23 protein-coding genes and 2 tRNA genes are annotated in these 22,126 nt (G+C 65.9%); 11 read left to right on the top strand and 14 right to left on the bottom strand.

The window, feature by feature from the left end; genetic code table 11:
- Nucleotides 1-278: 278 nt before the first annotated feature.
- The 7 genes from M9978_RS15380 to M9978_RS15350 all read right to left on the bottom strand — a co-directional run bounded on the left by M9978_RS15380 (nt 279) and on the right by M9978_RS15350 (nt 6,549).
- Entirely contained in the window at nt 279-2,021 is a 1,743-nt protein-coding gene (locus tag M9978_RS15380) for a DUF6538 domain-containing protein (protein WP_254294712.1), read from the bottom strand.
- 191 nt (nt 2,022-2,212) lie between these two features.
- Complete coding sequence (locus M9978_RS15375) at nt 2,213-2,920, bottom strand: RES family NAD+ phosphorylase (RefSeq protein ID WP_254294710.1); 708 nt, start codon at nt 2,918-2,920, stop codon at nt 2,213-2,215.
- The gene (locus tag M9978_RS15370) at nt 2,892-3,275 is read right to left on the bottom strand and encodes an antitoxin Xre-like helix-turn-helix domain-containing protein (protein ID WP_254294708.1); all 384 of its coding nucleotides are present in this window, start codon (nt 3,273-3,275) and stop codon (nt 2,892-2,894) included. Before M9978_RS15370 ends, M9978_RS15375 begins: the two co-directional genes overlap by 29 nt.
- A gap of 84 nt (nt 3,276-3,359) precedes the next feature.
- Nucleotides 3,360-3,445: transfer RNA gene (locus M9978_RS15365), tRNA-Leu, on the bottom strand.
- A 26-nt stretch (nt 3,446-3,471) separates the two neighbouring features.
- Nucleotides 3,472-3,548 (bottom strand) — tRNA-Ile (locus tag M9978_RS15360).
- Nucleotides 3,549-3,599: 51 nt separating this feature from the next.
- Nucleotides 3,600-4,631, bottom strand: coding sequence for a polysaccharide deacetylase family protein (locus M9978_RS15355; RefSeq protein ID WP_254294706.1), 1,032 nt, complete (start codon nt 4,629-4,631; stop codon nt 3,600-3,602).
- 10 nt (nt 4,632-4,641) lie between these two features.
- The gene (locus tag M9978_RS15350) at nt 4,642-6,549 is read right to left on the bottom strand and encodes a sensor histidine kinase (RefSeq protein ID WP_254294704.1); all 1,908 of its coding nucleotides are present in this window, start codon (nt 6,547-6,549) and stop codon (nt 4,642-4,644) included.
- A 183-nt stretch (nt 6,550-6,732) separates the two neighbouring features.
- Between M9978_RS15350 and M9978_RS15345 the strand changes: the two genes are divergently transcribed.
- Entirely contained in the window at nt 6,733-7,197 is a 465-nt protein-coding gene (locus tag M9978_RS15345; RefSeq protein ID WP_254294702.1) for an Lrp/AsnC family transcriptional regulator, read from the top strand.
- Nucleotides 7,198-7,246: 49 nt separating this feature from the next.
- Here M9978_RS15345 and M9978_RS15340 read toward each other — a convergent pair whose 3' ends face one another.
- On the bottom strand, nt 7,247-8,506 hold the full coding sequence (locus tag M9978_RS15340) for a hypothetical protein (RefSeq protein WP_254294700.1): 1,260 nt from the start codon (nt 8,504-8,506) through the stop codon (nt 7,247-7,249).
- 255 nt (nt 8,507-8,761) lie between these two features.
- Between M9978_RS15340 and gyrA the strand changes: the two genes are divergently transcribed.
- Nucleotides 8,762-11,512, top strand: coding sequence for a DNA gyrase subunit A (gene gyrA, locus M9978_RS15335; protein WP_254294698.1), 2,751 nt, complete (start codon nt 8,762-8,764; stop codon nt 11,510-11,512).
- Nucleotides 11,509-11,856 (top strand): DUF952 domain-containing protein, encoded by a 348-nt coding sequence (locus M9978_RS15330; protein ID WP_254294696.1) that lies wholly within the window; start codon nt 11,509-11,511, stop codon nt 11,854-11,856. Before gyrA ends, M9978_RS15330 begins: the two co-directional genes overlap by 4 nt.
- Here M9978_RS15330 and M9978_RS15325 read toward each other — a convergent pair.
- From M9978_RS15325 to M9978_RS15315, 3 genes are read right to left on the bottom strand one after another with little or no spacing between them, the layout of a single operon-like run.
- Complete coding sequence (locus M9978_RS15325; RefSeq protein ID WP_254294694.1) at nt 11,834-12,157, bottom strand: DUF6665 family protein; 324 nt, start codon at nt 12,155-12,157, stop codon at nt 11,834-11,836. The genes M9978_RS15330 and M9978_RS15325 overlap by 23 nt on opposite strands.
- Complete coding sequence (locus tag M9978_RS15320; protein WP_254294692.1) at nt 12,154-12,603, bottom strand: DUF488 domain-containing protein; 450 nt, start codon at nt 12,601-12,603, stop codon at nt 12,154-12,156. Before M9978_RS15320 ends, M9978_RS15325 begins: the two co-directional genes overlap by 4 nt.
- Before the next feature lie 8 nt (nt 12,604-12,611).
- Complete coding sequence (locus M9978_RS15315; RefSeq protein ID WP_254294690.1) at nt 12,612-13,001, bottom strand: VOC family protein; 390 nt, start codon at nt 12,999-13,001, stop codon at nt 12,612-12,614.
- A gap of 42 nt (nt 13,002-13,043) precedes the next feature.
- Between M9978_RS15315 and M9978_RS15310 the strand changes: the two genes are divergently transcribed.
- From M9978_RS15310 to M9978_RS15295, 4 genes are all read left to right on the top strand, one after another.
- The gene (locus M9978_RS15310) at nt 13,044-13,595 is read left to right on the top strand and encodes a GbsR/MarR family transcriptional regulator (RefSeq protein WP_254294689.1); all 552 of its coding nucleotides are present in this window, start codon (nt 13,044-13,046) and stop codon (nt 13,593-13,595) included.
- Nucleotides 13,596-13,664: 69 nt separating this feature from the next.
- The gene (locus M9978_RS15305; RefSeq protein ID WP_254294687.1) at nt 13,665-14,483 is read left to right on the top strand and encodes a fatty acid desaturase; all 819 of its coding nucleotides are present in this window, start codon (nt 13,665-13,667) and stop codon (nt 14,481-14,483) included.
- A gap of 17 nt (nt 14,484-14,500) precedes the next feature.
- Entirely contained in the window at nt 14,501-14,875 is a 375-nt protein-coding gene (locus M9978_RS15300) for a hypothetical protein (RefSeq protein ID WP_254294685.1), read from the top strand.
- A gap of 133 nt (nt 14,876-15,008) precedes the next feature.
- On the top strand, nt 15,009-15,365 hold the full coding sequence (locus M9978_RS15295) for a hypothetical protein (protein WP_254294683.1): 357 nt from the start codon (nt 15,009-15,011) through the stop codon (nt 15,363-15,365).
- Here M9978_RS15295 and M9978_RS15290 read toward each other — a convergent pair.
- On the bottom strand, nt 15,332-15,967 hold the full coding sequence (locus tag M9978_RS15290) for a lysoplasmalogenase family protein (RefSeq protein WP_254294681.1): 636 nt from the start codon (nt 15,965-15,967) through the stop codon (nt 15,332-15,334). The genes M9978_RS15295 and M9978_RS15290 overlap by 34 nt on opposite strands.
- A gap of 140 nt (nt 15,968-16,107) precedes the next feature.
- Between M9978_RS15290 and trmFO the strand changes: the two genes are divergently transcribed.
- Nucleotides 16,108-17,448 carry a methylenetetrahydrofolate--tRNA-(uracil(54)-C(5))-methyltransferase (FADH(2)-oxidizing) TrmFO gene (gene trmFO / locus M9978_RS15285; protein ID WP_254294679.1) on the top strand — a complete coding sequence of 447 codons (1,341 nt, stop codon included), beginning with the start codon at nt 16,108-16,110 and terminating at the stop codon, nt 17,446-17,448.
- 1 nt (nt 17,449) lies between these two features.
- Here trmFO and M9978_RS15280 read toward each other — a convergent pair whose 3' ends face one another.
- Together M9978_RS15280 and M9978_RS15275 are read right to left on the bottom strand one after the other, a co-directional pair.
- Nucleotides 17,450-17,944: an EF-hand domain-containing protein gene (locus M9978_RS15280; protein ID WP_254294677.1), complete on the bottom strand. Its 495-nt coding sequence runs from the start codon at nt 17,942-17,944 to the stop codon at nt 17,450-17,452.
- Nucleotides 17,945-17,990: 46 nt separating this feature from the next.
- The gene (locus tag M9978_RS15275; protein ID WP_254294675.1) at nt 17,991-18,638 is read right to left on the bottom strand and encodes a hypothetical protein; all 648 of its coding nucleotides are present in this window, start codon (nt 18,636-18,638) and stop codon (nt 17,991-17,993) included.
- A 110-nt stretch (nt 18,639-18,748) separates the two neighbouring features.
- Here M9978_RS15275 and M9978_RS15270 point away from each other — a divergent pair, with 110 nt between their 5' ends.
- Genes M9978_RS15270 through M9978_RS15260 form a run of 3 tightly spaced genes read left to right on the top strand, consistent with a single transcriptional unit; the run spans nt 18,749 to nt 22,103 of the window.
- Nucleotides 18,749-20,824 carry a TadE/TadG family type IV pilus assembly protein gene (locus M9978_RS15270; protein ID WP_436977196.1) on the top strand — a complete coding sequence of 692 codons (2,076 nt, stop codon included), beginning with the start codon at nt 18,749-18,751 and terminating at the stop codon, nt 20,822-20,824.
- On the top strand, nt 20,821-21,450 hold the full coding sequence (locus M9978_RS15265) for a TadE/TadG family type IV pilus assembly protein (protein ID WP_254294671.1): 630 nt from the start codon (nt 20,821-20,823) through the stop codon (nt 21,448-21,450). Before M9978_RS15270 ends, M9978_RS15265 begins: the two co-directional genes overlap by 4 nt.
- Entirely contained in the window at nt 21,447-22,103 is a 657-nt protein-coding gene (locus M9978_RS15260; RefSeq protein WP_254294669.1) for a TadE/TadG family type IV pilus assembly protein, read from the top strand. The genes M9978_RS15265 and M9978_RS15260 overlap by 4 nt, the downstream gene beginning before the upstream one ends.
- Nucleotides 22,104-22,126 lie beyond the last annotated feature (23 nt).

The following is a 22,126-nucleotide window of genomic DNA, read 5'->3' as shown; positions in this document are numbered from 1 at the left end:
TAATCCCTGCACTCCACAGGCTTGCGGTCCAACGTGAGGTTGCATGACCACGCCGAGAGCTTGAACGAAACCTCATTCCCAAAATTGTCAAAAAACGAGACGCAGTCCGTTCTTCGAAGAAGAACAACGTTAATGGAAATTTTGAATCTGAATCTTGAATCTAAGAATCTTATATTTAGTTTGTTATTATATACACGCACACGCGCACCCCGAAGGGGCAAACGGTTTTGACCGGAACCCGCGCGGCGTGCGCCAGAACGGCGTTCCCCTCCCCTCTCTCAGACAACCTTGAGCGCATCCGCGTCGGCGATCAGATGCGTAAAATCGACCCCTTCGAACCGCACCGCTTCCATCCATGCCTTGAACATCGGGACAGTGCCTTGGGGCACGGTGCCATAGCCGGAAGTTGTGGTTTTGATGCTGTGCCCGAGAACCACCGCGATCTTGTCATCGAGCAAGTCAGCTTCGTCCCGCAGGCGGTCGGCGAGCGTGTGCCGGAAGCTATGCGCCCCATACCCGTCCGCGCCGTCCTTCACGCCGATCGCCGAAAGGTAATCCCGCCACCACCGCGACGGCGTGCCGCTAATTTGCCCGCGCGCGTTCGGCTCCAATTCGGGGAACAATGGCGCGCTGAGATCGCCGCCAGCGGCTTTGAGACGCCGTGCGTGGAAGTCGAGGAAGCCTATGCGCCCAAGCATCGAATGGACTGCGGCGAACCGGCTCTTGCCGCTTTTCGTCGTAAGCCCTTCCCCTTCTTCATGCCGGATATGGACGAACCATACGCCATGCTGCCGGTTCACGTCACCGATGCGGAGTTGCGCAATCTCGCCAATGCGGGCACCGGTGAACATCGCCACCAAGGGAATCCACTTCCTCCAATCATCGGCGCGCATGTTGCCTGCCACATGCTCGCGATCGTCACTTAGAAACCCGGTGAACAGCGGCGAAGTCAGGATTTGGTTGAGCATCGCCGTGCTGAACGGCGGGCGAGCGTTTTTCCCCTTCACCTTGGCGTAGAACAGACCATCGCAGGGATTCCCGAGGCCGGACCATTTCGGCTGTCCACGGAGCCACCGATACAGCGGCGAGATCGTTGAAAGGTGCTTGTTGACGGTCGTGAAGGCGGTCTTCGGCAGATCGAGTTCCCGCGCCTTGGACGCCGCAGTTCGCATGTGGAGACCACGTAATTCCCGCTTCGTCGTCCACTTGGGCGGCAGGGCGCGCAGAGTTTCGCGATATTCGAAAACCTCATCTGGCTTGATCGATCGCATGTCCCGATCAACGCCCACGAAAGCCGCAAATTGCTGGATAACCTTGCGGTCCTGATTGACGGTATCCGCACGCTTGTCACCCTTGTCGAGCACTTCGGACGCCCAACGCTCGAACAATTCCATGATCGTCTCACCGGGCTTTGCCTTGGCGGCTTCCTTCGCCTTCGCCTCTTGAACAACGGTTGATTGCGGCTCGGCGTTTAGCTCGCCCCCATGACGGCGGGTGAATGTTCCCACGGCATCGATGCTGCCTTCTGCAAGCGCCTGCACCAACGCCGCGTAAGCCTCGCTACCCTTTTCAAAAGGAAGCTCGCGCCCGGCGATGGCACGATCGGCGACAGCCTCCCATTCCGACAGATCGCCATCGTGCAAGCGTCGTGTGAGGCGCCGCAACGTGGCCTCGCGCTCGGCGAGACGCACCGCGTATTCAGCGTCATCGGCCGGCCATGCCTTCCGCCGTTCTTCCATCGCCGCGATCATGTCGTCGAAGCCGATACGCACGCCAAGCGACGCAGGATCGATTACCGGGGCGGCCTCCTTCGCCTTCGGCATTAACCCCCATTCTTCAAACAGCTCGGCGCGCTTTTTGCCCGCCAAGATTAGTGCTTGGCGGCGATCGGCGGTGCCAAGAGAGCATAGTATGGGCTTCCTGCCGACGCGCCCCTGAACCTCTCTCGGCACCGCCATGCGGAACCAGATGTTGCGAGATTCGGGGCGAAACCAAAGGTAGCGATTAGCGGCATTTTTCATGCCCGTATGGTAGCTCAAACGCTACAAAATATACAGTAAAATATACAGTCTGTTTTCAAATAAACGGCAGAATACCGCGACTCCTGAGCATTTCTCTGTCAAGCGGCTTCGAGTTTCCCATCCTGTCTCCCCGACCATTTCGCCAGCATGGGATATGAAGCGGCATGCGGGGCCGGTTGCCGTGACAGCGGCTAGCCGAACGACTCCAGCGTGAACCGCATCGCCATGTTGCTCATCTCGCGGGTCGCAAGCAGTCCGTCGCCGGTGGCGAGGAACGCCCAGCTCGAATGCGGCCTGGGCGGCGGACGCAACGCGCTCGCATCGAGCACCGCCGCATTCACCCCGCCGCGCCGCCGCGCCGATGGCGCCCGGATGACTTGAACGCCGGCCGCGCGCGCATTTGCCGCGAGCGCCTGCGTCGCGGTATAATCGGCCGGATCGGTCCACGACGCCTCGTCCTCGACGAACCGCCCGGACAGCAGGTCGAGCGCCGCGGATGCCTGCACGGTCACCGAAAAGGCCGACATCGGCGTCGGCGTGCGCGGCCGCTGAAAGCCCGGAGAGCGGCTGAACGCCACCAGCCGCCAATAGGCCGCCTCGGTCACCGCCGTCTCGATATCCTCCGATGCGTAGAAGATGCCCGGCAGCACATCGGCAGCCCGAAAGCGCGAGGGGCGGCCCAGCCCATAGCGAAACGGCGACGCCAGCAACCACGGCAGGCTGCGTGCGCTTCCGGGCAATAGCGGCTTCACCTCGTCGGCCAGCGCCTCCAGCAGTTCCTGATCGGGGGCGCTGCCGGCGAGGCGGTTGGTCGAGATGCGATGCTGCGCTTCGACGATGCGAATGACCCGGCGCTGATACGCACCGGCTTCAGACGCGAGCGCGGAGGGCGTCCACATAATCGCTCGTGCGCAACAGGCCCCTGACCGTGGGCAGCAGCTCGATCGGCCGTTCGCCCAGATCGAGGTTCACCGTGGCGAGCCACGAACAGACCGCCTCGTCATCCTGCCCCAGCCAGCTGTCGAGCGAGCGGAACAGGCGAAGCAGATGCTGGGAAAGCTCGAACGGCTTGCTCCCCGCCTCCAGCCGATAGCTCCCGGCCCGCAGCCGCGAGGCGGTGGGCGCCGACAAGCCGATGATCGCTCCCAGCCGCGCGTTCGACAAGCGCCACAGATCGGCGATCCGCGCGACCGCTTCGGTCAGCACGCGCGACGCCTCGGCGCCATGAGCCGGAATCTTCGTCGCCTGCGCCATGCTCAGCTCCTTTCCGGAAGATATAATGCGAAGCGATCCTGAGAACAAGTTTACACAGAATCGTTCAACAGAAAGGGCCACGACTGGTACGGGCGGGGGGACTCGAACCCCCATGGGCCAAGGCCCTACGGATTTTAAGTCCGTTGCGTCTACCATTCCGCCACGCCCGCATCCCGGTATTCCGGTCGCGTTCCGCTGGTGGGCCCGGCAGGACTTGAACCCGCAACCTAGCCGTTATGAGCGGCCAGCTCTAACCAATTGAGCTACAGGCCCCCAGCGGTGGAACGCGATTAGGGACGATCCGCCCGCCCCGCAAGCGTCGCGTCAGCTGGCCCGGTCGAGCGCCGCGAGGATCTCGTCATGCGACGCCGGCGCCACGCCAAGCTGCGCCAGCAGGCGGAAGGCTTGCTCCCACCAGTCGCGAAACGCCCGCAACTCCGCCGCATCGCGCACATAGGGCGTATAGCCCGGCGCGGCCGAGGGCGAGTGATAGGTGAACATCAGCAGCCGCACCCCCTCGCCCGCCGCGACGCGGATCGCCTCCAGCGCCGCCGCGATCGGCATATCCTCCGGCGTCAGCGCGACCTTGGTCATCAGCCCCAGCCGCGAGGCCACGCCGCGCGCCTTGGGAACCCGCCCGAGCGCCTGGTACAGCCGCACCCCGCCGCGCCCGAGCGCCCCGGTATAGATGGTGGTCAGCGGCAGCTCGACGAGGTCGCCCTTGCCGGTGCGGAACGCATGATTGCCGATCGCGGTGAAATCCGGCCCGCCCTCGTGCGAATAGACATAGCCCGAGCGCATCGACGTATCGACGCGATAGCCCTCCGCCGCGAGCAGCCCGAGCGTGTTCGGCCCGATGCCATAGCGCCCCGTGCGCATCATCACCGGCCGCCGGCCAAAGGCTGATGCGATCGCGCTGGTCAGTGAAGCCAGCTTTGCCGCCTCCAGCTCGCGCGGCAAATTGCCGACGAAGCTGTTGAGCGGGGTCACGTCCTCGTCGAACGGCGGATTGACCCAAGGGTGAAGCTGCGACCCGATCGCCGAACGGCCATCCTCGAGCAGCCGGTTCAGGATATCGACCGACATCGGACAGGTCACGATCGGATGATCGACCATATAGGCCGGCCCTACCCCGTGATCGGCGAACAGGCGGTGCATCTCGGGCAGCGCGCGCATCGCCTGTGTCGCGCGGTTCTCGCGCGCCAGCGGCTTGCCCCAGTCGAACTCCTCCTCGGTATCGACGAACACCGTGAAGCGCGTGCCGAACGCGTCCGGCCACGCCACCAGCGCGTCGCGCGACGGCGGCGAAGGGCGGTAACCCCGCCCCGGCCCCGGATGATGACGTGCCGCTTCCACGGACGTGGCTCTAGCGGACGACCTCCAAAGACTTGGTTACCGCGGCGGGAAGCCTGATCGTCAGGCTGTCCGCCGCGATCACCAGCGATCCCGACAGTTCGCGCGCGAGGTTGCGGACCAGCCGCAGCGCGAAGCCGGTGCCGAGCAGCGCGGCATCCTCGCGCTCGTCGTCGATGCCGAACAGCGCCTCGTCGGGATAGGCCGCCATCGCGCGTGGCCGGGTGAAGCCGAGCGCGACATGATTGTCGCCTTCGGCCAGTCGCACGGTGATCGCCTCGCCTTCCCCCGCCGCCGACATCAGCGTCGCCAGCATGCGCGACAACAGCCGCTCCACCGCGCGCGGATCGCCGGCAACCACTGCATTGCCCGCCGGAAGCACGATCGACGCATGGCGCATTTCCGTCAGCGGACCGAGGTCGTCCGCGATCCGCACCAGCAGCGGACGCAGCGCCACCTCGCCCGGCTGCAACCGCAGCGCCGAAGCTTCGATCCGCGCCGCGATATCGAGGTCGTCGATCGCCGCCAGCAACGCACGCGCATGGTCGCGGATCGCCGCCGCGCGTTCGCGATAGACATCGGGCGCCTCGCCCAGCATCTGCCGCTCGATCATCTCGGCGAAACCGGCGATGGCATTGGTCGGCGTGCGCAGCTCGTGCATCAGCTGCCGCAGCGAATCCGCCGCCGCGCCCTGTTGCGGCGCCGGGGCGGCATCTTCCTCCGCGCGCGGCCGCCGCGCGGTGCCGCGATAGCCGGCGAAACGGCCCGTGGCCGGATCGAACGCCGCGGTCGCGGAAATGCGCCAGTCCCCCGCCGCATCGGACTCGCCGGCCACCACCAGCCGCGCGTCGCTGAACGCCGCGCGCCGCCGGAACGCGCCGGCGACCACGCCATCCACGCCCGCCTCGCGCCCGGTCGCGGTGACGTCGAGCGACAGTCCGATCAGCGGTGCGCGCGCGACGCCGTCCACCCACCGGATGAAACCCTGCTCATCGGTCTCGAAACGGAATCCGTCGGCGCGGGGCGGTTTCACCGGCGCTGCAGGCCGGCCGATCTGCCGCGTATAGAAGGCGTCGATCCGCGCCACGACATCGGCGATCTCGAACGGCCCATCGACCGCCGGCGCATCGACGGGTTCGCGACGCGCTGCACGGTCCATCGCCGTATCAGTGGGGTCGGCGAGGATCATATCTTCCGCTGCCATGGTGGAATCGTGCGCGTCGCCGGACTCGGGCGCAAGAGTCGCCGCGGCGGACGGCTCGTCGCTTGTCTCGCTTTGGGGCGACGTCGTTTCGCCATCCGCCGCCTGCTGCAACGCCGCCGCGACCACCGGGATCGACTTCGCTGCCGCCCCGATCGAGACGAAGCTGGTGGCCGGCATCTGCGGCACTGCCGCCTCGTCCTGTCCCGTGCCCTCGGCGGTGTCAGCGTGCGGCCGCTCGCGAATGCGGCCGAGCAATTCGGCGATCGTGCCGGCCGGTGTCGCAGCCACGGCTGCGGTCTCGATCGCGAAATCCGCGGTGAAGGTCGCCAGCGCCCGCTCGACCCCGGGCGGCAGGTCGCGCCGCGCCCGCACGACCGCGCGGCCCGCCGCGGAGAGCCGCGGCAGCAGTTCGATCCACTCGCCCGAATTGAGCTGTGCGCCGCGCAGCACCGGCGCGGCGGCGGCGATATCGTCGGTCGCGCACAGCGTCACCAGCGCATAAGGCGGCTGCGCCAGTTCGAGCGCACGCGCGCTGGCGGCGCGGACCGCCGCCGGCACCTCGCCCCGGATCGCATTCAACAGCTTGAGCGCCCGCGGGTCCGCGGGCACGCGGCGGCGGCCGATCAGGTCGACGAGCTGGCGCCAGGCCGAAGCCTTGCCGAACGGTGTCGAAACATCCGCCGCCAGCACCGTCTCAAGGGTATCGTCGAACCGCACCGATCTGCCGTTTCCCACCCGCCGGAAAAGCCGTGCGGTAAGGATTCTTTAACCGCCGGAATGGGTCCGCGTCACCCGGAGATTTCGGCACGTCGCATTGTGGGACAATTGCGCTTGCTCGTAATTTTATTATGTCTAACGGAGGAATCGAGATTGAATCCTGTGAGCGCGCGGAGCGGACGAATGGCCTTTGACGAGATCGACCGGCAAATCATGGCGCATCTCCAGGACGATGGCCGGATGACCAATGTCGAGCTGGCCGAGCGCGTCGGACTGACCGCCCCGCCCTGCCTGCGCCGCGTGCGCACGCTGGAGGAAAAGGGCGCGATCCGCGGCTATCACGCCGATCTCGACCCGACCTGGCTCGGCTATTCGATCACCGTGTTCGCGATGGTCAGCCTCAAGAGCCAGGCCGAGACCGATCTCGAGGCGTTCGAGGCACATGTCGCGGAAATCCCCGAAATCCGCGAATGCTACATGCTCAACGGCGACATCGACTTCATCCTCAAGATCGTCGCGCGCGACCTCAGCAGCTTCCAGCAGTTCCTCACGACAAAACTGACCACCGCCCCCAATGTCGAGCATGTCCGCACATCGCTGACGATCCGCTCGTCCAAGGCGCTGCCCGGCGTTCCCGTCGACGCATAGAAAAAGGGGCGGCACGGCGGCCGCCCCTCCTTCATTTCCATCGTCGGCGTCAGGGCTGCTGGTCGAGCCAGGTCGTCCAGAAGCGCGCGATATCACCGCGCGGCGATCCGGAAACCCCGGAGAACGCGGCCTTGGCCTCGGCCTTCTGGCCCGACCGCGCCAGCGCGATGCCGAGACGCGTGTTCACCAGCGAGGTATCGACGCCGCCCTTCTGCAACGCCAGGCGATACAGCTCGATCGCCTTGGCATTGTTGCCGCTGGCGAGATAGGCGTCGGCGGTCGACATCGCGACCGCGCCGTTGGCGCCGGCTGCCGCGCGCTTCTCTTCCGATGCCAGCGACACTTCCGCCTTCTGACGGTTCACCGCCTGCGAATAGATCGGGTCGATGCGCGGGTTCGGCTTGGTGATCTTGCCCAGCGCACGGCCCTCGTCGACCAGCGACACGACTTCCCACGGCAGGCCGCGGCGCTGTGCCGCATCGGCATATTCGTAATAGTCGGCCTCGCCCGCCAGCCCCTTGGCCGCACGGATCAGCCGCAGGATGTCGAGCCGGTGGTCGGCGTCGAGCGTCGTGCCCTTGGTGCTGGCCTGCTCCATGAACACCATCAGCGACGAACGCCAGGCATCGGGGCTGGGATAGGCCGCGACCTGACGCGCGAGCCAGGTCGCCGCATTCGCCTTGTCACCCTTGGTGTAGAATTTGGAGACGACGACCTTGTACCACGCTTCCGGCGCCTTGCGGCCGGCGGCTTCCTCGGCCTTGATCGCGGCGTCGATCGCGGCAGCGCCCTCGACGACCTGGCCGCCATCGAGCTGTGCCTGCGCGATGCGCAGGTTGAGGTTGGTGCCCTGCGGCTGGAAGCCCAGATCGCGCGCCTTGGCGAAATGCCCCGCCGCGTCCGCAAACTTCTTTTCCTGATAGGCGAAATCACCGCGGAAGAAGTGGTAGCGGCCCAGATCCGCCGGCGGCGTCTTGGGGTTGGCGATCAGGATGTCGAGCGCGCGGATGATGTTGGGATTGTCGCTGGTCGCCGCCGAAGCCTGCAGCCGGAACGTCGCCGCATAATATTTCTCGTCGTCATTCTTGGCGAGCGCGTCCAGCGCATCGACCCGCGCCTTGACGCCAGCCCAGTCCTTGGCCTCGACCAGCTTCTGGACCTCGGCCGCCGGCTTGCGGAATTCCTCGCTGATCTTCAGCGCGCCGGCCTCTTCCTTCTTCTTCTGCGCAACCGCGGGGGACGCAGCGATGAAGGCGGGCGCGCTCATCAGAAATGCCGCGGCGAGCGCAGCTTTCGAAACAGACTTCATCCAGAACTCTCCTTACGCGGCAAGCGCGGCAACTATTGGGGCGCCTGCCGCTCTAATATCCCGCTCGCGCCGGTCAAGGCGAAGCGCGAACATCCGGCCTCTTGCACCGTCACGCTGAACGCATTTTGAACGTCCTTCGATCCACAGCATTCCTCGCGTGCGCGCACGCGCGAGCACGCGCGCGGGCTTGGCAGGTGGTCTGGCCCCCGCTAGAGCGGTCACGACACTGTAACAAGCTCCAGAAAGCACCAGCACTTGACCGACGAGACCGTCCTCGCCGACCCCTCGGATATCACGCCCATCTCGATCGTCGACGAGATGAAGACCTCGTACCTCGATTACGCGATGAGCGTGATCGTGGCGCGCGCCCTGCCCGACGTCCGCGACGGCCTGAAACCGGTCCACCGCCGCATCCTCTACGCGGCGCAGGAGGGCGGCTATCTGCCCGGCCGCGCCTATCGCAAGTCCGCCCGCCTGGTCGGTGACGTGATGGGTAAATATCACCCGCACGGCGACAGCTCGATCTATGACGCGATGGCGCGCATGGCGCAGGACTGGGCTATGCGCGTGCCGCTGATCGACGGTCAGGGCAATTTCGGCTCGATGGACCCCGATCCGCCCGCGGCGATGCGCTACACCGAAGCGCGCCTCGCCAAGGTCGCGATGTCGCTGCTCGACGATATCGACAAGGATACGGTCGACTTTCAGGACAATTATGACGGCTCGGAAAGCGAGCCCACCGTACTCCCTGCCCGCTATCCGAACCTGCTCGTCAACGGCGCCGGCGGCATCGCGGTCGGCATGGCGACCAACATCCCGCCGCACAATCTCGGCGAAGTGATCGACGCCTGCCTCGCCTATATGGACAATGGCGCGGTCACGGTCGAGGAGCTGATGGAGATCGTCCCCGGTCCCGATTTCCCGACCGGCGGCATCATCCTCGGCCGCTCGGGCTGCCGCTCGGCCTATCAGTCGGGCCGCGGCTCGATCATCCTGCGCAGCCGCCACATCACCGAGCAGCGCGGCGAGCGCCGGTCTATCGTGCTCACCGAAATCCCCTATCAGCAGGGCAAGAACCGGCTGGTCGAACTGATCGCCGAGGCCGCCAAGGAAAAGCGCGTCGAGGGCATCAGCGACATTCGCGACGAATCGAGCCGCGAAGGCGTGCGCATCGTCATCGATCTCAAGCGCGACGCCACGCCCGAAGTCGTGCTCAACCAGCTGTGGCGCAACACCCCCGCGCAATCGAGTTTCCCGGCCAACATGCTCGCGATCCGCGGCGGCCGCCCGGAATTGCTCAACCTGCGCGACATCATCGAGGCGTTCGTCCGCTTCCGCGAACAGGTCATCACGCGCCGCTCCAAGTTCGAGCTGGCCAAGGCCCGCGACCGCGCGCACATCTTGCTCGGCCTCGTCATCGCGGTCACCAATCTCGACGAGGTCGTCCGCATCATCCGCGGCTCGTCCAGCCCGACCGCCGCGCGCGAGGCGCTGCTGATGCGCGAATGGCCGATCGCCGAGATCGCCTCGTACATCCGCCTCGTCGAAGCGGTCGAGACCGAGATCACCGGCGACATCTATCGCCTGTCGGACGTGCAGGTCCGCGCAATCCTCGACCTGCGCCTCCACCGCCTCACCGCGCTGGGCCGCGACGAGATTGGTGATGAGCTCGCCAAGCTCGCGGAATCGATCGCCGAACTGCTCGAGATCCTCGCCAACCGCGCCAAGCTCTACGAAGTCATGCGCGGCGAGTTCACCGCCGTCCGCGACCAGTACGCCACCCCGCGCCGCACCGAGATCGCCGCCGCCGCCGACGGGATCGAGGACGAGGACCTGATCGAGCGCGAGGACATGGTCGTCACCGTGACCATGCAGGGTTACATCAAGCGCACCCCGCTCGACGCCTTCCGCGCCCAGGCCCGCGGCGGCAAGGGCCGCGCCGGCATGGCGACCAAGGACGAGGATGCGGTCGGCGAGCTGTTCGTCACCTCGACTCACACGCCCGTCCTGTTCTTCTCGACGCTCGGCAAGGTCTACCGCATGAAGGTCTGGCGCCTGCCCGAAGGCGGCGCCAACACCCGCGGCCGGCCGATGATCAACCTGCTCCCGCTCGCGGCGGGCGAGACGATCTCGACCGTTTTGCCGTTGCCCGAGGACGAGACCGAGTGGGGCAAGCTCCACGTCATGTTCGCCACCGCCAAGGGCAGCGTCCGCCGCAACTCGATGGACGCGTTCACCAACGTGCCGTCGAACGGCAAGATCGCGATGAAGTTCGAGGGCGAGGACGAGGACGACCGGCTGATCGGCGTCGCCTTGCTCGACGAGGGCGACGACGTCCTGCTCGCAACACGCCAGGGCAAAGCGATCCGCTTCGCCGGCGACGACGTCCGCGAATTCCAGAGCCGCAACTCGACCGGCGTGCGCGGCATGCGCCTCGCCGACGGCGACGAGGTCATCTCGCTCTCGATCCTGCACCGCGTCGGCACCAGCTCGGACGAGCGCGAAGCCTATCTCCGCTTCGCCCCGTGGAAAGCCGAGAAGGAAGGCGAGCCCGACCTTGTGCCGGAGCGCTTCGAGGAATTGCGCACGCGTGAGCAGTTCATCCTCACCATCTGCGCCAACGGCTATGGCAAGCTCAGCTCGGCTTACGAGTATCGCCGCACAGGCCGCGGCGGCCAGGGTATCACCAATATCGACAACATCGCCCGCAACGGCCTCGTCGTCGCCAGCTTCCCGGCGACACGCTCGCACCAACTGATGCTTGTCACCGATCAGGCGAAGATGATCCGCCTGCCGCTCGACAGCCTGCGCATCATCAGCCGCGGCTCTGCCGGCGTGCGGCTGTTCAACGTCGCCGACAACGAACATGTCGTCTCCGCCGCACGCATCGAGGAGACCGAGGAGGACGCCGAGGCGAATCTGGCCGACAACGAGGCCGAGACGGCACCCGTGCCGGATGCGACCCCGGGCGACGACCTCGCCGCGGGGCCTGAGGACGGCGAATGAGCCGTCCCGTCACCGCCTACAAGGTCCTCACCGCCGATCAGATGACCGCGCTCGAGGCCGGCAGCTTCACCGGTGCGCCGATCGACGTGGCGGACGGCTATATCCACCTCTCCACCGCCGCCCAGCTCACCGAAACCATCGACAAGCATTTCGTTGGCCAGCCGGACCTGTGGGTCACCGCGGTCGACCTCGAAGCGCATGGCGACGCGATCAAATGGGAAATCTCGCGCGGCGATGCCGAATTCCCGCACCTCTACGGCAGGCTCACGCTCGCAACCGTGATCGCCTATTCCCCGCTCGAACGCGACGACGACGGCAGCGTCAGGCTGCCGGTGGCGGGCTAGGCCGCGCCCCGATCCGCACCCGCACCTCGCCCGGCACGCCGAAATCCTCGAGCGGCGAGCCAAGCCGATGGATCCCCGCCGCCTCGCGCTGGATCAGATAGACATGAGCCGCATCCGCCGCGGCCTGCACCAGCGCATCGCGATCCTCGTCCGCGCCCGCCCCACGCAGCGTCGCCAGCGCCACCTCCAGCGCCTTTCCCGCCCGTCCCAGCGATGCCGCCTTCTCGGCCAGCACCTCGCGCTGGAAATCATTGTAAACTTCCTCGGCGCGCGAGGAGACCGAAAGCGGACGGCTGCTCATGCCGCCGATATAGCATCCGCGAACAGGTCTTCCACCTCGACCCCCTCGCCCTCGGCCGCGATCAGCAAGGTCCGATGGCACATGCACGGATCGCGTTCGAAACACAGCAAGGCGCTAGGCTTCTCCGCGATCAGCTCGCGCATCTTCGCCGCCTGCGCCTGCGCCTCGGGCAATTCCAGCTGCCCGGCATAGACCGCCTCCAGCGTCGCGCGATCACCCTTCTTCGCCGCATCGCGCCCCGGCTTGGGCGTACCCAGCGCCTTCAGATGCACATAGCCGATCCCGCGCTCGGCCAGCGCCGCGGTCAGCGGCGCCTTGGAAAAGCCCGGCCGCCGCGACAAGGGCAGCTGCCGCACATCGATCACCTGCCCGACCCCGGCCCGTTCCAGCGTGCCCAGGAACGAGTCCATCGTCGCGCCCTCATAACCGATGGTGAAAACCTTCATGGCGTCCCTCATTCAGCCGCGTAGCAAACCGCCTCGATATTGATCCCATCGGGATCGAAAACGAAAGCCGCATAATAGGCCGGGCCATAATGGGGCCGCAGCCCCGGCGCGCCATGGTCGCGCCCGCCCGCCGCGATCGCCGCTTCGTAAAAGGCATCGACCTGCGCACGCGTTTCCGCCCGAAACGCCACATGCGTCCCCTCGCCGACCCTCTCATTGTCGCCCACCCAGAACTCGCCGCCACCCTCGACGCCGAAGCCATAGGCCGCCCCGCCCGACCCATTTTCCTCTGCCGGCACTTCGGTCAGGCATTTCATCCCCAACGGCTTCAGCGCGGCCTCGTAAAACGCCTTCGATCGCTTCGCATCGCTGACCGCCACGCCCATATGATCGATCATCGGTTGACTCCTTTAATTTCTGAAATTACAGAAATAACAAACATGACAAATTTCGCTGCCCATCCCGACGCCAAGGCGTTCATCCTCCACTGGGGCGAGATGGGAACGCATTGGGGCGTCAACCGCTCCGTCGCGCAGGTCCATGCCTTGCTCTACCTCGCCGACCGCCCGCTCCATGCCGAGGAAATCGTCGAGACGCTCGGGCTTGCCCGCTCCAACGTCTCGACCGGGCTCAAGGAGCTGCAAGGCTATGGCATCGTCCGCCGCGTGCATGTCGAGGGCGACCGCCGCGCCCATTTCACCGCCGAGACCGATTTGTGGGAAATGCTCATGCGCATCGTCGCCGAGCGCAAGCGCCGCGAGATCGACCCCACCGTCCAGCTGCTCGGCGAGCTCGCCCAGCGCCTCGCCGCCGACAAGTCCGCCCCGCCCCAGCTGCGCGAGCGAGTTACGCGGATGCACGAATTCATCGGCACGCTCGGCGGCTGGTACGATCAGGTCCGCGTCCTGCCCAAGCCTACGCTCGTCGCGCTGATGAAGCTCGGCGGCAAGGTCGCCCGCTTCCTCCCCGGCGCCCGCTCACCCAAGGACTGACCCAACCCGACCGAAGACCGCACATCCTCGTCAATCTATTTCTGAAATTACAGAACAGGGAGACATGACATGGCCAGACCCCATCAAGCCGCCACCGATCCGGCGCTGCGCCATGTTTCCTGGCGCGATCTCGTGCCCATGCGTCCGCGTGACGGCGCGATCGAGTGCCTCCACCCGCTCCCCTGGCTCGCCCTATCCCTGACCGCGGCGCAATTCCGCCTGTGGCCGCTTGCCGCGCTCAGCTCCTTCCTGTTCTTCCTCACCGCGTTGCGCCTCAACCATGAGGCGATCCACCACAATCTCGGCTTCGGCCCGCGCGGCACTCGCCGGGTGCTCCACGTTCTCAGCGCGCTGATGCTCGGCTCCAACAGCTCGGTCGCATTCAATCATCTGCATCACCACGCCCGGATCGGCACCGCCGACGATATCGAGGGCAAGTGCGGTCATATGAAGCTGTGGCAGGTGCTGCTCTACGGCCCGCGCTTCCCCATCGAGACCCACCTCTACGGCTGGCGCCATGGCGGCCCGCAGCTGCGGCGGCGGATGACTATAGACCTCGCGCTCAACCTGCTCATCGTCGCAATCGCACTCGTCACGCTATGGCCGCCGTTGCTCTACCACCTCGCCGCGATGCTGACCGCGCAATGCCTGACCGCCTTCTTCGCGGTGTGGATCACGCATCACGGCTGCGAGGACGGTCCGATCGCCCGCACCCAGCGCGGCCGGCTGCTCAACCTCGTCAGCTACAATATGTTCTTTCACCTCGAACACCACCTCTTCCCCGCGGTGCCCGTCAGCCGCCTCCCCACCCTCGCCGCCCGCCTCGACACCGCCGCGCCAAGGCTGGCCGCGCGGATGCGGATGGTCGTTCCTCTGCCAAGCCTCTAACTCAAAGGAGACGAACAATGGTCGAAACCACTTACGCGCTCTACCTCGTCATCACGATCGCGCTGACGATCTGGGTCGCCCGCACGCTCAGCCGCAACGGTATCGTGTTCCTGATCCAGTGCTTCGGCCAGAACGAGACACTCGCCCGCTCCACCAACCATCTGTTGGTCGTCGGCTTCTACCTGATCAACCTTGGGTTCATCACCCTGACGCTCAGCCTAGGCCGGGAGCCGACCACTGTTCCCGAGGCGATCCGTTTCCTCAGTAGCAAGGTCGTTCTTGCTGTGATCGTGGTCGGCGCGATGCACTTCTTCAACATGGGCGCCATCGCCCAGTTCGGCCGCAAAGTGAACCACTGGCTTGATAGCGAGACACGGCCGGTAGCCGCCTGACAGCAAGCAGCGAGCTCGTCGGAGCGGGCGCGCTGCTTCTCACCAGACGAATGCGGGGAGAGCCCTAATGCAAACCGAATTTTCGCACAGGCGTTTCATCGCTACACTGACCGCCGGCCCGCTGTTTCTGCTCATGATCGCACTCGCAACTATGATGCTCGACCCCGGCCAGGCAATCGAACCGAACCTTACACTGAACGATCTGACCGGCATTGCAGCGGCCCTTATCATGGCGACGATGTTCGGCGCGGCCCTCGCGCTGGTGCCGGTGTGGATTGGCGGCCGGCTGATGGGCCGGGCCGCCGCACTCAATCCGGGCCTCGCCCACCCCGCCATCTGGGCAATCGTGGGCGGTGCCGTAATGGCTTTGGGCGTTTTACCGCTCGATCCAGCTCTCGAATCGCCGCTAGGCTTGGCATTGATCGCCACTGGATCGATCAGCGGCGTAATCGTCCGTTACGACACCCGCTGGTCCGACGACAGCGCCTGAACGACGCCCCAGGCAACCAACGCCTGCCCCGCAAAATATAGCGGCCAGATCAGCATCCCCGGCACCGCCGATCCCGCCAGCGGCCCCATCCGCGCAAAGATCAGCAGGTCAGACGCCACGAACAGCATCGCGCCGATCCCCACGCGATAGCGCGGAAAGCGGCTGATCCACGCGGTCGCCGCCATCGCGCCGAGCAGCACGGCATAGACCGCCACGCCCTTGTCGCCGCGCGAGAACAGCAGCGCGATCAGCGTCACCAGCGGCACCAGCGCCCAGCCCAGCAGCCACTGGCTCATGCTCGGCGCCGCACGCCGATTGCGCAGATACAGCCAGATCGCCGCCACATGCCCCGCCGCGAACGCCGCGCCGCCCGCGGCAAAGCCATGCGTCTCCAGCAACAGATCGCCCAGCGCCCCAAGCGCCAGCACGCCCGCGATCAGCCCGCCATCGGCGTTCCGCGCCTGCGTCGCCGCCCACGCCGCCAGCAAGGCGACCCCCGACGTCTTCCACGCCGCCTGCCACGTGCCGGCCTCGACCAGCCCCCAGGCGCTCAGCGAATTGCTCGCCCCCGTCAGCACAGCGACCCAGAACAGCCAGCGCATCACTTTCCCTTTTCCTACAGCCCCACCCTTGGACTAAGGGTCGGTCAACGTCCGGCACATTCGGACAGACTGTCAAGCTCGCGCATGACACCCTGCAAAACTGTCAACTTCCCCTCAGAGACCTGTCAACTTCGATCATTATGAGTAACCACCAAATCCACATCATCGGCGGCGGCCTCGCCGGGTCCGAAGCCGCCTGGCAGCTCGCTCAGGCTGGTATCCGGGTGAAGCTGTCCGAAATGCGCGGCTCCGGCGACATGACCCCCGCGCACCATACCGACGGCCTTGCCGAGTTGGTCTGCTCGAACAGCTTCCGCTCCGACGATGCCAACAGCAACGCGGTAGGGCTGCTCCATCAGGAGATGCGCGCGCTCGGCTCGATCATCATGGCGCAGGGCGACCTCCACAAGGTCCCCGCCGGTTCGGCGCTGGCCGTCGACCGCGACGGCTTCTCGGACGGCGTCACCGCCGCCCTCGCCGCGCATCCCAACATCACCATCGTGCGCGAGCGCGTCGACCAGCTCCCCGCCGAGGGCCTGACGATCATCGCCACCGGCCCGCTCACTGCGCCCGGCCTTGCCGACAGCATCGGCGCGGCCACCGGCAAGGACGCGCTCGCCTTTTTCGACGCCATCGCGCCGATCGTCCACCGCGACAGCATCGACATGGACATCGCCTGGTTCCAGTCGCGCTGGAACAAGGGCGATGGCCATGATTACATCAACTGCGCGCTCTCCAAGGACCAGTATCTCGCCTTCCACCAGGGCCTGCTCGACGGCGAAAAGGCCGAATTCAAACAGTGGGAGAACGTGCCCTATTTCGAAGGCTGCATGCCGATCGAGGTGATGGCCGAGCGCGGCGTCGACACGTTGCGCTATGGCCCTATGAAGGGCGTCGGTCTCGACGATCCGCGCACGGCCTCGGCGGAGTTTCCAAACGGCCGCTGGCCCTATGCCTGTGTCCAGCTGCGGCAGGACAACGCGACCGGCACGCTGTGGAACATCGTCGGCTTCCAGACGAAGCTCAAACATGCTGCGCAAGTTGCTCTGTTCAGGACGATTCCAGGTCTCGAGAACGCCGAGTTCGCCCGGCTCGGCGGGCTTCACCGCAACACCTTCATCCGCTCGCCAGAACTGCTCGACGCGACGCTGCGCCTGAAGTCACGCCCCAACATCCGCTTTGCCGGCCAGATCACTGGCTGCGAGGGCTATGTCGAAAGCTCGGCGATCGGGCTGCTGGCCGGCCGCTTCGCCGCCGCCGAGATCCTCGGCCGCACCATGGCGCCACCCCCGGTCGAGACCGCGCTCGGCGCGCTGCTCGGGCACATCACCGGCGGCGCGGAAGCCGAGACCTATCAGCCGATGAACGTCAATTTCGGCCTGATGCCGCCGATCGAGGGCCGCACCAAAAAGGCTGACCGCAAGCTCATGTACACCGCCCGCGCCCGCGCCGCGCTCGAACCCTGGCTGGAGACGGTCTGAACTATTCCTCCGCCTCGGCCAGCGCCTTCGCCACCGCCTCGCGGCAATCGCATTTCGGCGCCGCCGCGGCCTTGCGCTTCGGCGCCGTCGTGGCGAACTCGGCCCGGCTCAGCACCGCTGACTTGTCGACATCGGCCCCGGCAAAGCGCGTCATCCCGCGCACCGCCCACTCCTCGAACGACAGTCTGCCGTCGCGGTCGCGGTCGAGCTTGGCGAACGCCTTGCGCCGCGGCTCCATCAGTTCGGCCAGCGTGATGCCGTCGCTGCGGTCCTTGTCGTACCGGTCGAACCGTTTCTGCTCGCGCGTCCGATCGCTGGCACGCGGAATCCGGGCGAGCGCCGGCAATGCCTCATCCACCGCCTCGCTGCCGTTGCCGACCTGTGCCGCCGGCGGTGCGGGCGGGAGCGCTTCGGGCGCCGCGCGGCTCTGGAACAGGAACACCCCCGCTCCCGCCATCAGCAACGCCGCGACCCCGCCCGCGAAATAGCGCCACATGCCGACTCTCCCGCCCTCGTCCCGCCACGCTAGCGACAGCAAGGCGTCACCGCCCGGTGAATCGATGCCATAATAGACGTAACACCCGCCGCGGCGATCCCGTGCGGCTGCCCGCTAGGTCCAGCCGCGCGAGATGCGCCATCGCCCCCAGCGCCCGCCCGCCACGACCCCACTGCAACCGCAACGCCGCATCCAGCCGCACCTGCGCCGCCGCCCGGGCCATCGCCGCCTCGCCGGCATCGCGCAGCCCCTGCGCCAGATCGGCCAGCGCCCATCCCTCACCCGCCAGCACGAGCGGATCGCCGCCTCCGGCACCCGCAATCCGCCCTGCCGCCTCGAACAACACCCGCCCGCGCACCGCGAACCGCTCGAGCGCCGCCGCATCCAGATCGTCGGTGAGCAACTCGCTCCACGCCTCGGCAAGCACGGCCACCTCCTCCCCGGCCACCCCAGCCGCGACGACGTCGCGCGCCACCGCTTCCAGCACGGGTTCGGCCGGGGACGGTCCGCTATCCAGTCCGGCGATGGCGTCATGCCACCATTTCAACCTTATCTGCCCGAGCGTCGGCTCGCTGGTCGTCCGCACCGCCTCCGCCAGTCGATCGTCGAGCATCAGCAGTGCCGCGAGCGCGCGCGCCGCCGCCGGGGTCGGCGAATAGGTCAGCACCAGCGGGCGTTCGGGATTGTCAGTCACCGCAAGCTCCGCGCCAGTTCATGGGTGCACGCGATGTTAACCATCCGCCTTCAACACCCGTTAGCCCAACGCAGTGCATGGCGTTGAATCGAACTGGGGGCCAGGCAGTGATGAGCGATCGCGAACAGAGTGCGAAAGGCGCGGGTGCGTGGCTCACCCGGCTTGCGCGCGACACGCGCGGCAACACGATGGCGATCGTGGCGATGTCGCTTATCCCGTTGGCGGGCATGGTCGGCGGCGGCGTGGACATCAGCCGCATGTACATCGTCAAGACGCGCCTGCAACACGCCTGCGACGCCGGCGCGCTCGCCGGCCGCAAGCAGATGGGCGGCGGCACCTGGGCCTATAATGGCTACGAGGCGCGGACTCAGGCAGAGAAGTTCTTCGATGCCAACATCCAGGCCAACCCCTATGGCGCGAACACGGTGACCAAGGCGTTCACCGAAAACGCAGGCAAGGTCACCGGCACCGCCTCGGCAGTACTGCCGATGACGATCATGCGCATCTTTGGCCGCACTACCGAAACGCTCGCCGTCACCTGCGACGCCGAAATGCGGCTGCCGAACACGGATGTGATGTTCGTGCTCGACGTCACCGGTTCGATGGCAAGCAAGGCGGTATCGACCGACACACAGACGAAGATCGAGGCGCTGCATTCGGCGGTCAAGTGCTTCTACGAGACGGTCGCGCGGCTCGACACGACCGAGAACTGCGTCGGCGGCGCGCCGTCCGGCGGCACCGGCAACACCGTGCAAGTGCGCTTCGGCTTTGTGCCCTATTCCGTGAACGTCAATGTCGGGAAACTACTGCCGCTCGACTTCATCGCTGACCGCTGGTCCTATCAATCTCGCGAGCCACTCTACCGCAAGGAACAGCAAACGACCTGGACCGACGGCACACCGACATTGGTCAGCGGTGTGCAAGGCACGGAAAGCACTGGCAATTGGAGCACGCAAAACACCATTTCGGGTCAGGCGAATCAGACGCCCGCTCAGGATCAGACCTGGTGCGCTGGCCTGGTGCCGGAAAACACCGAATGGGCGGCCACCGGGACTGAAGGCAGTCGGCAAAACGTCCAGACGACGACGCAAGGCACGACGCGCGTGACCACCTGGTACACCAACCAGGCGGGCGCGCGGTACGAGTATCGCTACCAATGGACCAACACCTCATCCAACCCACGGCGCTGCCAGATCCAGAGACGCACCGTCACCTCGACGCTTCGCCGTAACTACAGCCAGACCGACACCGGTACGACGGTCGAGGTCGATGTGTTCGACCGCTACCGCTATGCCTTCCTCGAAAAGGATGTCAGCGCCCTCAAGGACCGCGCCTCCAATACCTGGAACTCGTCGTTCGTCACCAACACCGGCAACAACGGCGCCGCAGCGACGATCGGTTGGGATGGCTGCATCGAGGAGCGTCCGACCGTACGTCAGGCAACCTATTCCCCGATCCCTTCGGGCGCGAAGGATCTCGACATCGATCTCGTTCCGAGCACGTCGGACTCGACCACGCAGTGGGGCCCGATGCTGCGCGGGCTGATCTACACGCGGCGCGGCTCGCAATCGAACTGGGACTTGGCTCCGGTCGAAACGCCGTCCAACTATGGCAATTCGTCCAGCTATTCCTGCCCGCCGGAAGCACGGCTTCTGCAGCGCTGGGACACCGCGTCCACCTTCGAAACCTACGTTGATAACCTGCTGCCGACGTCGAACACTTATCACGATATCGGCCTGTTGTGGGGTGCCCGCTTCATCTCACCCACCGGCATCTTTCGTGCGCAGAACCAATTCACCCCGCAGGGCGCGGAGATCGAACGTCATCTGATCTTCATGACCGACGGTGAGGCCTGTACGGAGAACTACAATTACACCGCCTATGGTGTGGCATGGTTCGACCGGCGGCAGACCGACGAAGGCAGTGTGCCAACCGACGGCTGCCTCACTACCGGTACAATTACGCAACAGGTCAACGCCCGCACCGCAGCGTTGTGCACGGCCGTCAAGAACAAGAACATCACGCTATGGGTGATCTGGTTCGGCACGTCCAACTCAACGATCGAGGACATGCTGGAGAATTGTGCGACGTCGGGCCGTTTCTTCACCGCACGCAACTCGACCGATCTGCAGACGACCTTCCGCTCGATCGCCGATCAGATCTCCCAGCTCAGGCTCACCAAATGACGCGGCGATTCTCCCTCCGCCGCATCACCGCCGGCGCGCTCGCGCGCGACGAGGCTGGCGTCACCATCGTGGAATTCGCGATGGTGGCGCCGGTCCTGTGCCTCGTGCTGCTCGGCGCGTTCGACGTGTCGCACACGCTCTACACCCGCGCCGCGCTGCAAGGCATCGTGCAGAAGACCGCGCGCGACTCCACGCTGGAAAGCGGCGCGATTACGACGCAGCAGACCGCGCTCGACAACAAGGTCAAGGACCAGGTCCGCGCGCTCGCCAATAACGCGACGATCGACATCACGCGGCGCTATTACCGCACCTTCGCCGAGGCGTCGGCGGCGCGGGCTGAGGTCTATTCCGATACCAACAGCAATGGCACCTGCGACAATGGCGAACCCTATGAGGACGCCAACCGCAATAGCAGCTGGGACAAGGACGGCGCCAATTCGGGTCAAGGCGGCGCGAAGGACGCAACGCTCTACACCGTCACGATGAGCTATCCGCGCTTCTTCCCGATCTACAATCTGGTCGGCGGGTCGAACACGACCAAGGTCACCGCCTCGACCGTGCTGCGCAACCAGCCGTACAGCGATCAAGGGACGTATGCGGCCATGCAGGTACGAAATTGCACATGACCCGCCGCCTCACCTCCTTCGCGCACCGGTTGCGCCGCGATCGCAGCGGTGTCGCGCTGCTCGAATTCGCCTTCTCGCTGCCGCTCCTGTTGCTGCTCAGCCTCACCGGCGCGGAGCTGACCAACTACATCATCACCCGCATGCGGATCAGCCAGATCGCGCTGCACCTCGCCGATAACGCCGCGCGGATCGGCTCGGGCAGCCAGCTTCAGGCGAAGCAGATCACCGAGGCCGACATCAACGACCTGTTGACTGGCGCTGGCCTGCAAAGCGGCGAACTCGCGCTGTTCACCAATGGCCGCGTGATCATCTCGAGCGTCGAGCCGTCGACGGTCAATACCGCCAATTCGCGCATCCGCTGGCAGCGCTGCCGCGGTGCGAAGACTTCGCACGCCTCGACTTATGGCACTGTCGCCAACAGCACCAACGTCACTGGCATCGGCCCGACCGGCCGCCAGGTCGCGGCGCCGGCGAGTGGCGTGACGATGTTCGTCGAGGTGTATTACGAATATCAGCCGCTGGTGAAGACCTCGCTCGCGCCCACCACCGACATGACCGAAATCGCCTCGATGATGGTCCGCGACCGCCGCGACACCACCGGCGGGACGAACGGCGTGTATCAAGTCACCGGCGTGACGGCGTCGGGCTGCTGAACTCTGATCCTCCCCCGCCAGGG

It is taken from the genome of Sphingomonas tagetis, from assembly GCF_024211275.1.
Classification (GTDB): domain Bacteria; phylum Pseudomonadota; class Alphaproteobacteria; order Sphingomonadales; family Sphingomonadaceae; genus Sphingomonas; species Sphingomonas tagetis.
This window is presented reverse-complemented; position numbering and strand designations above follow the sequence as displayed.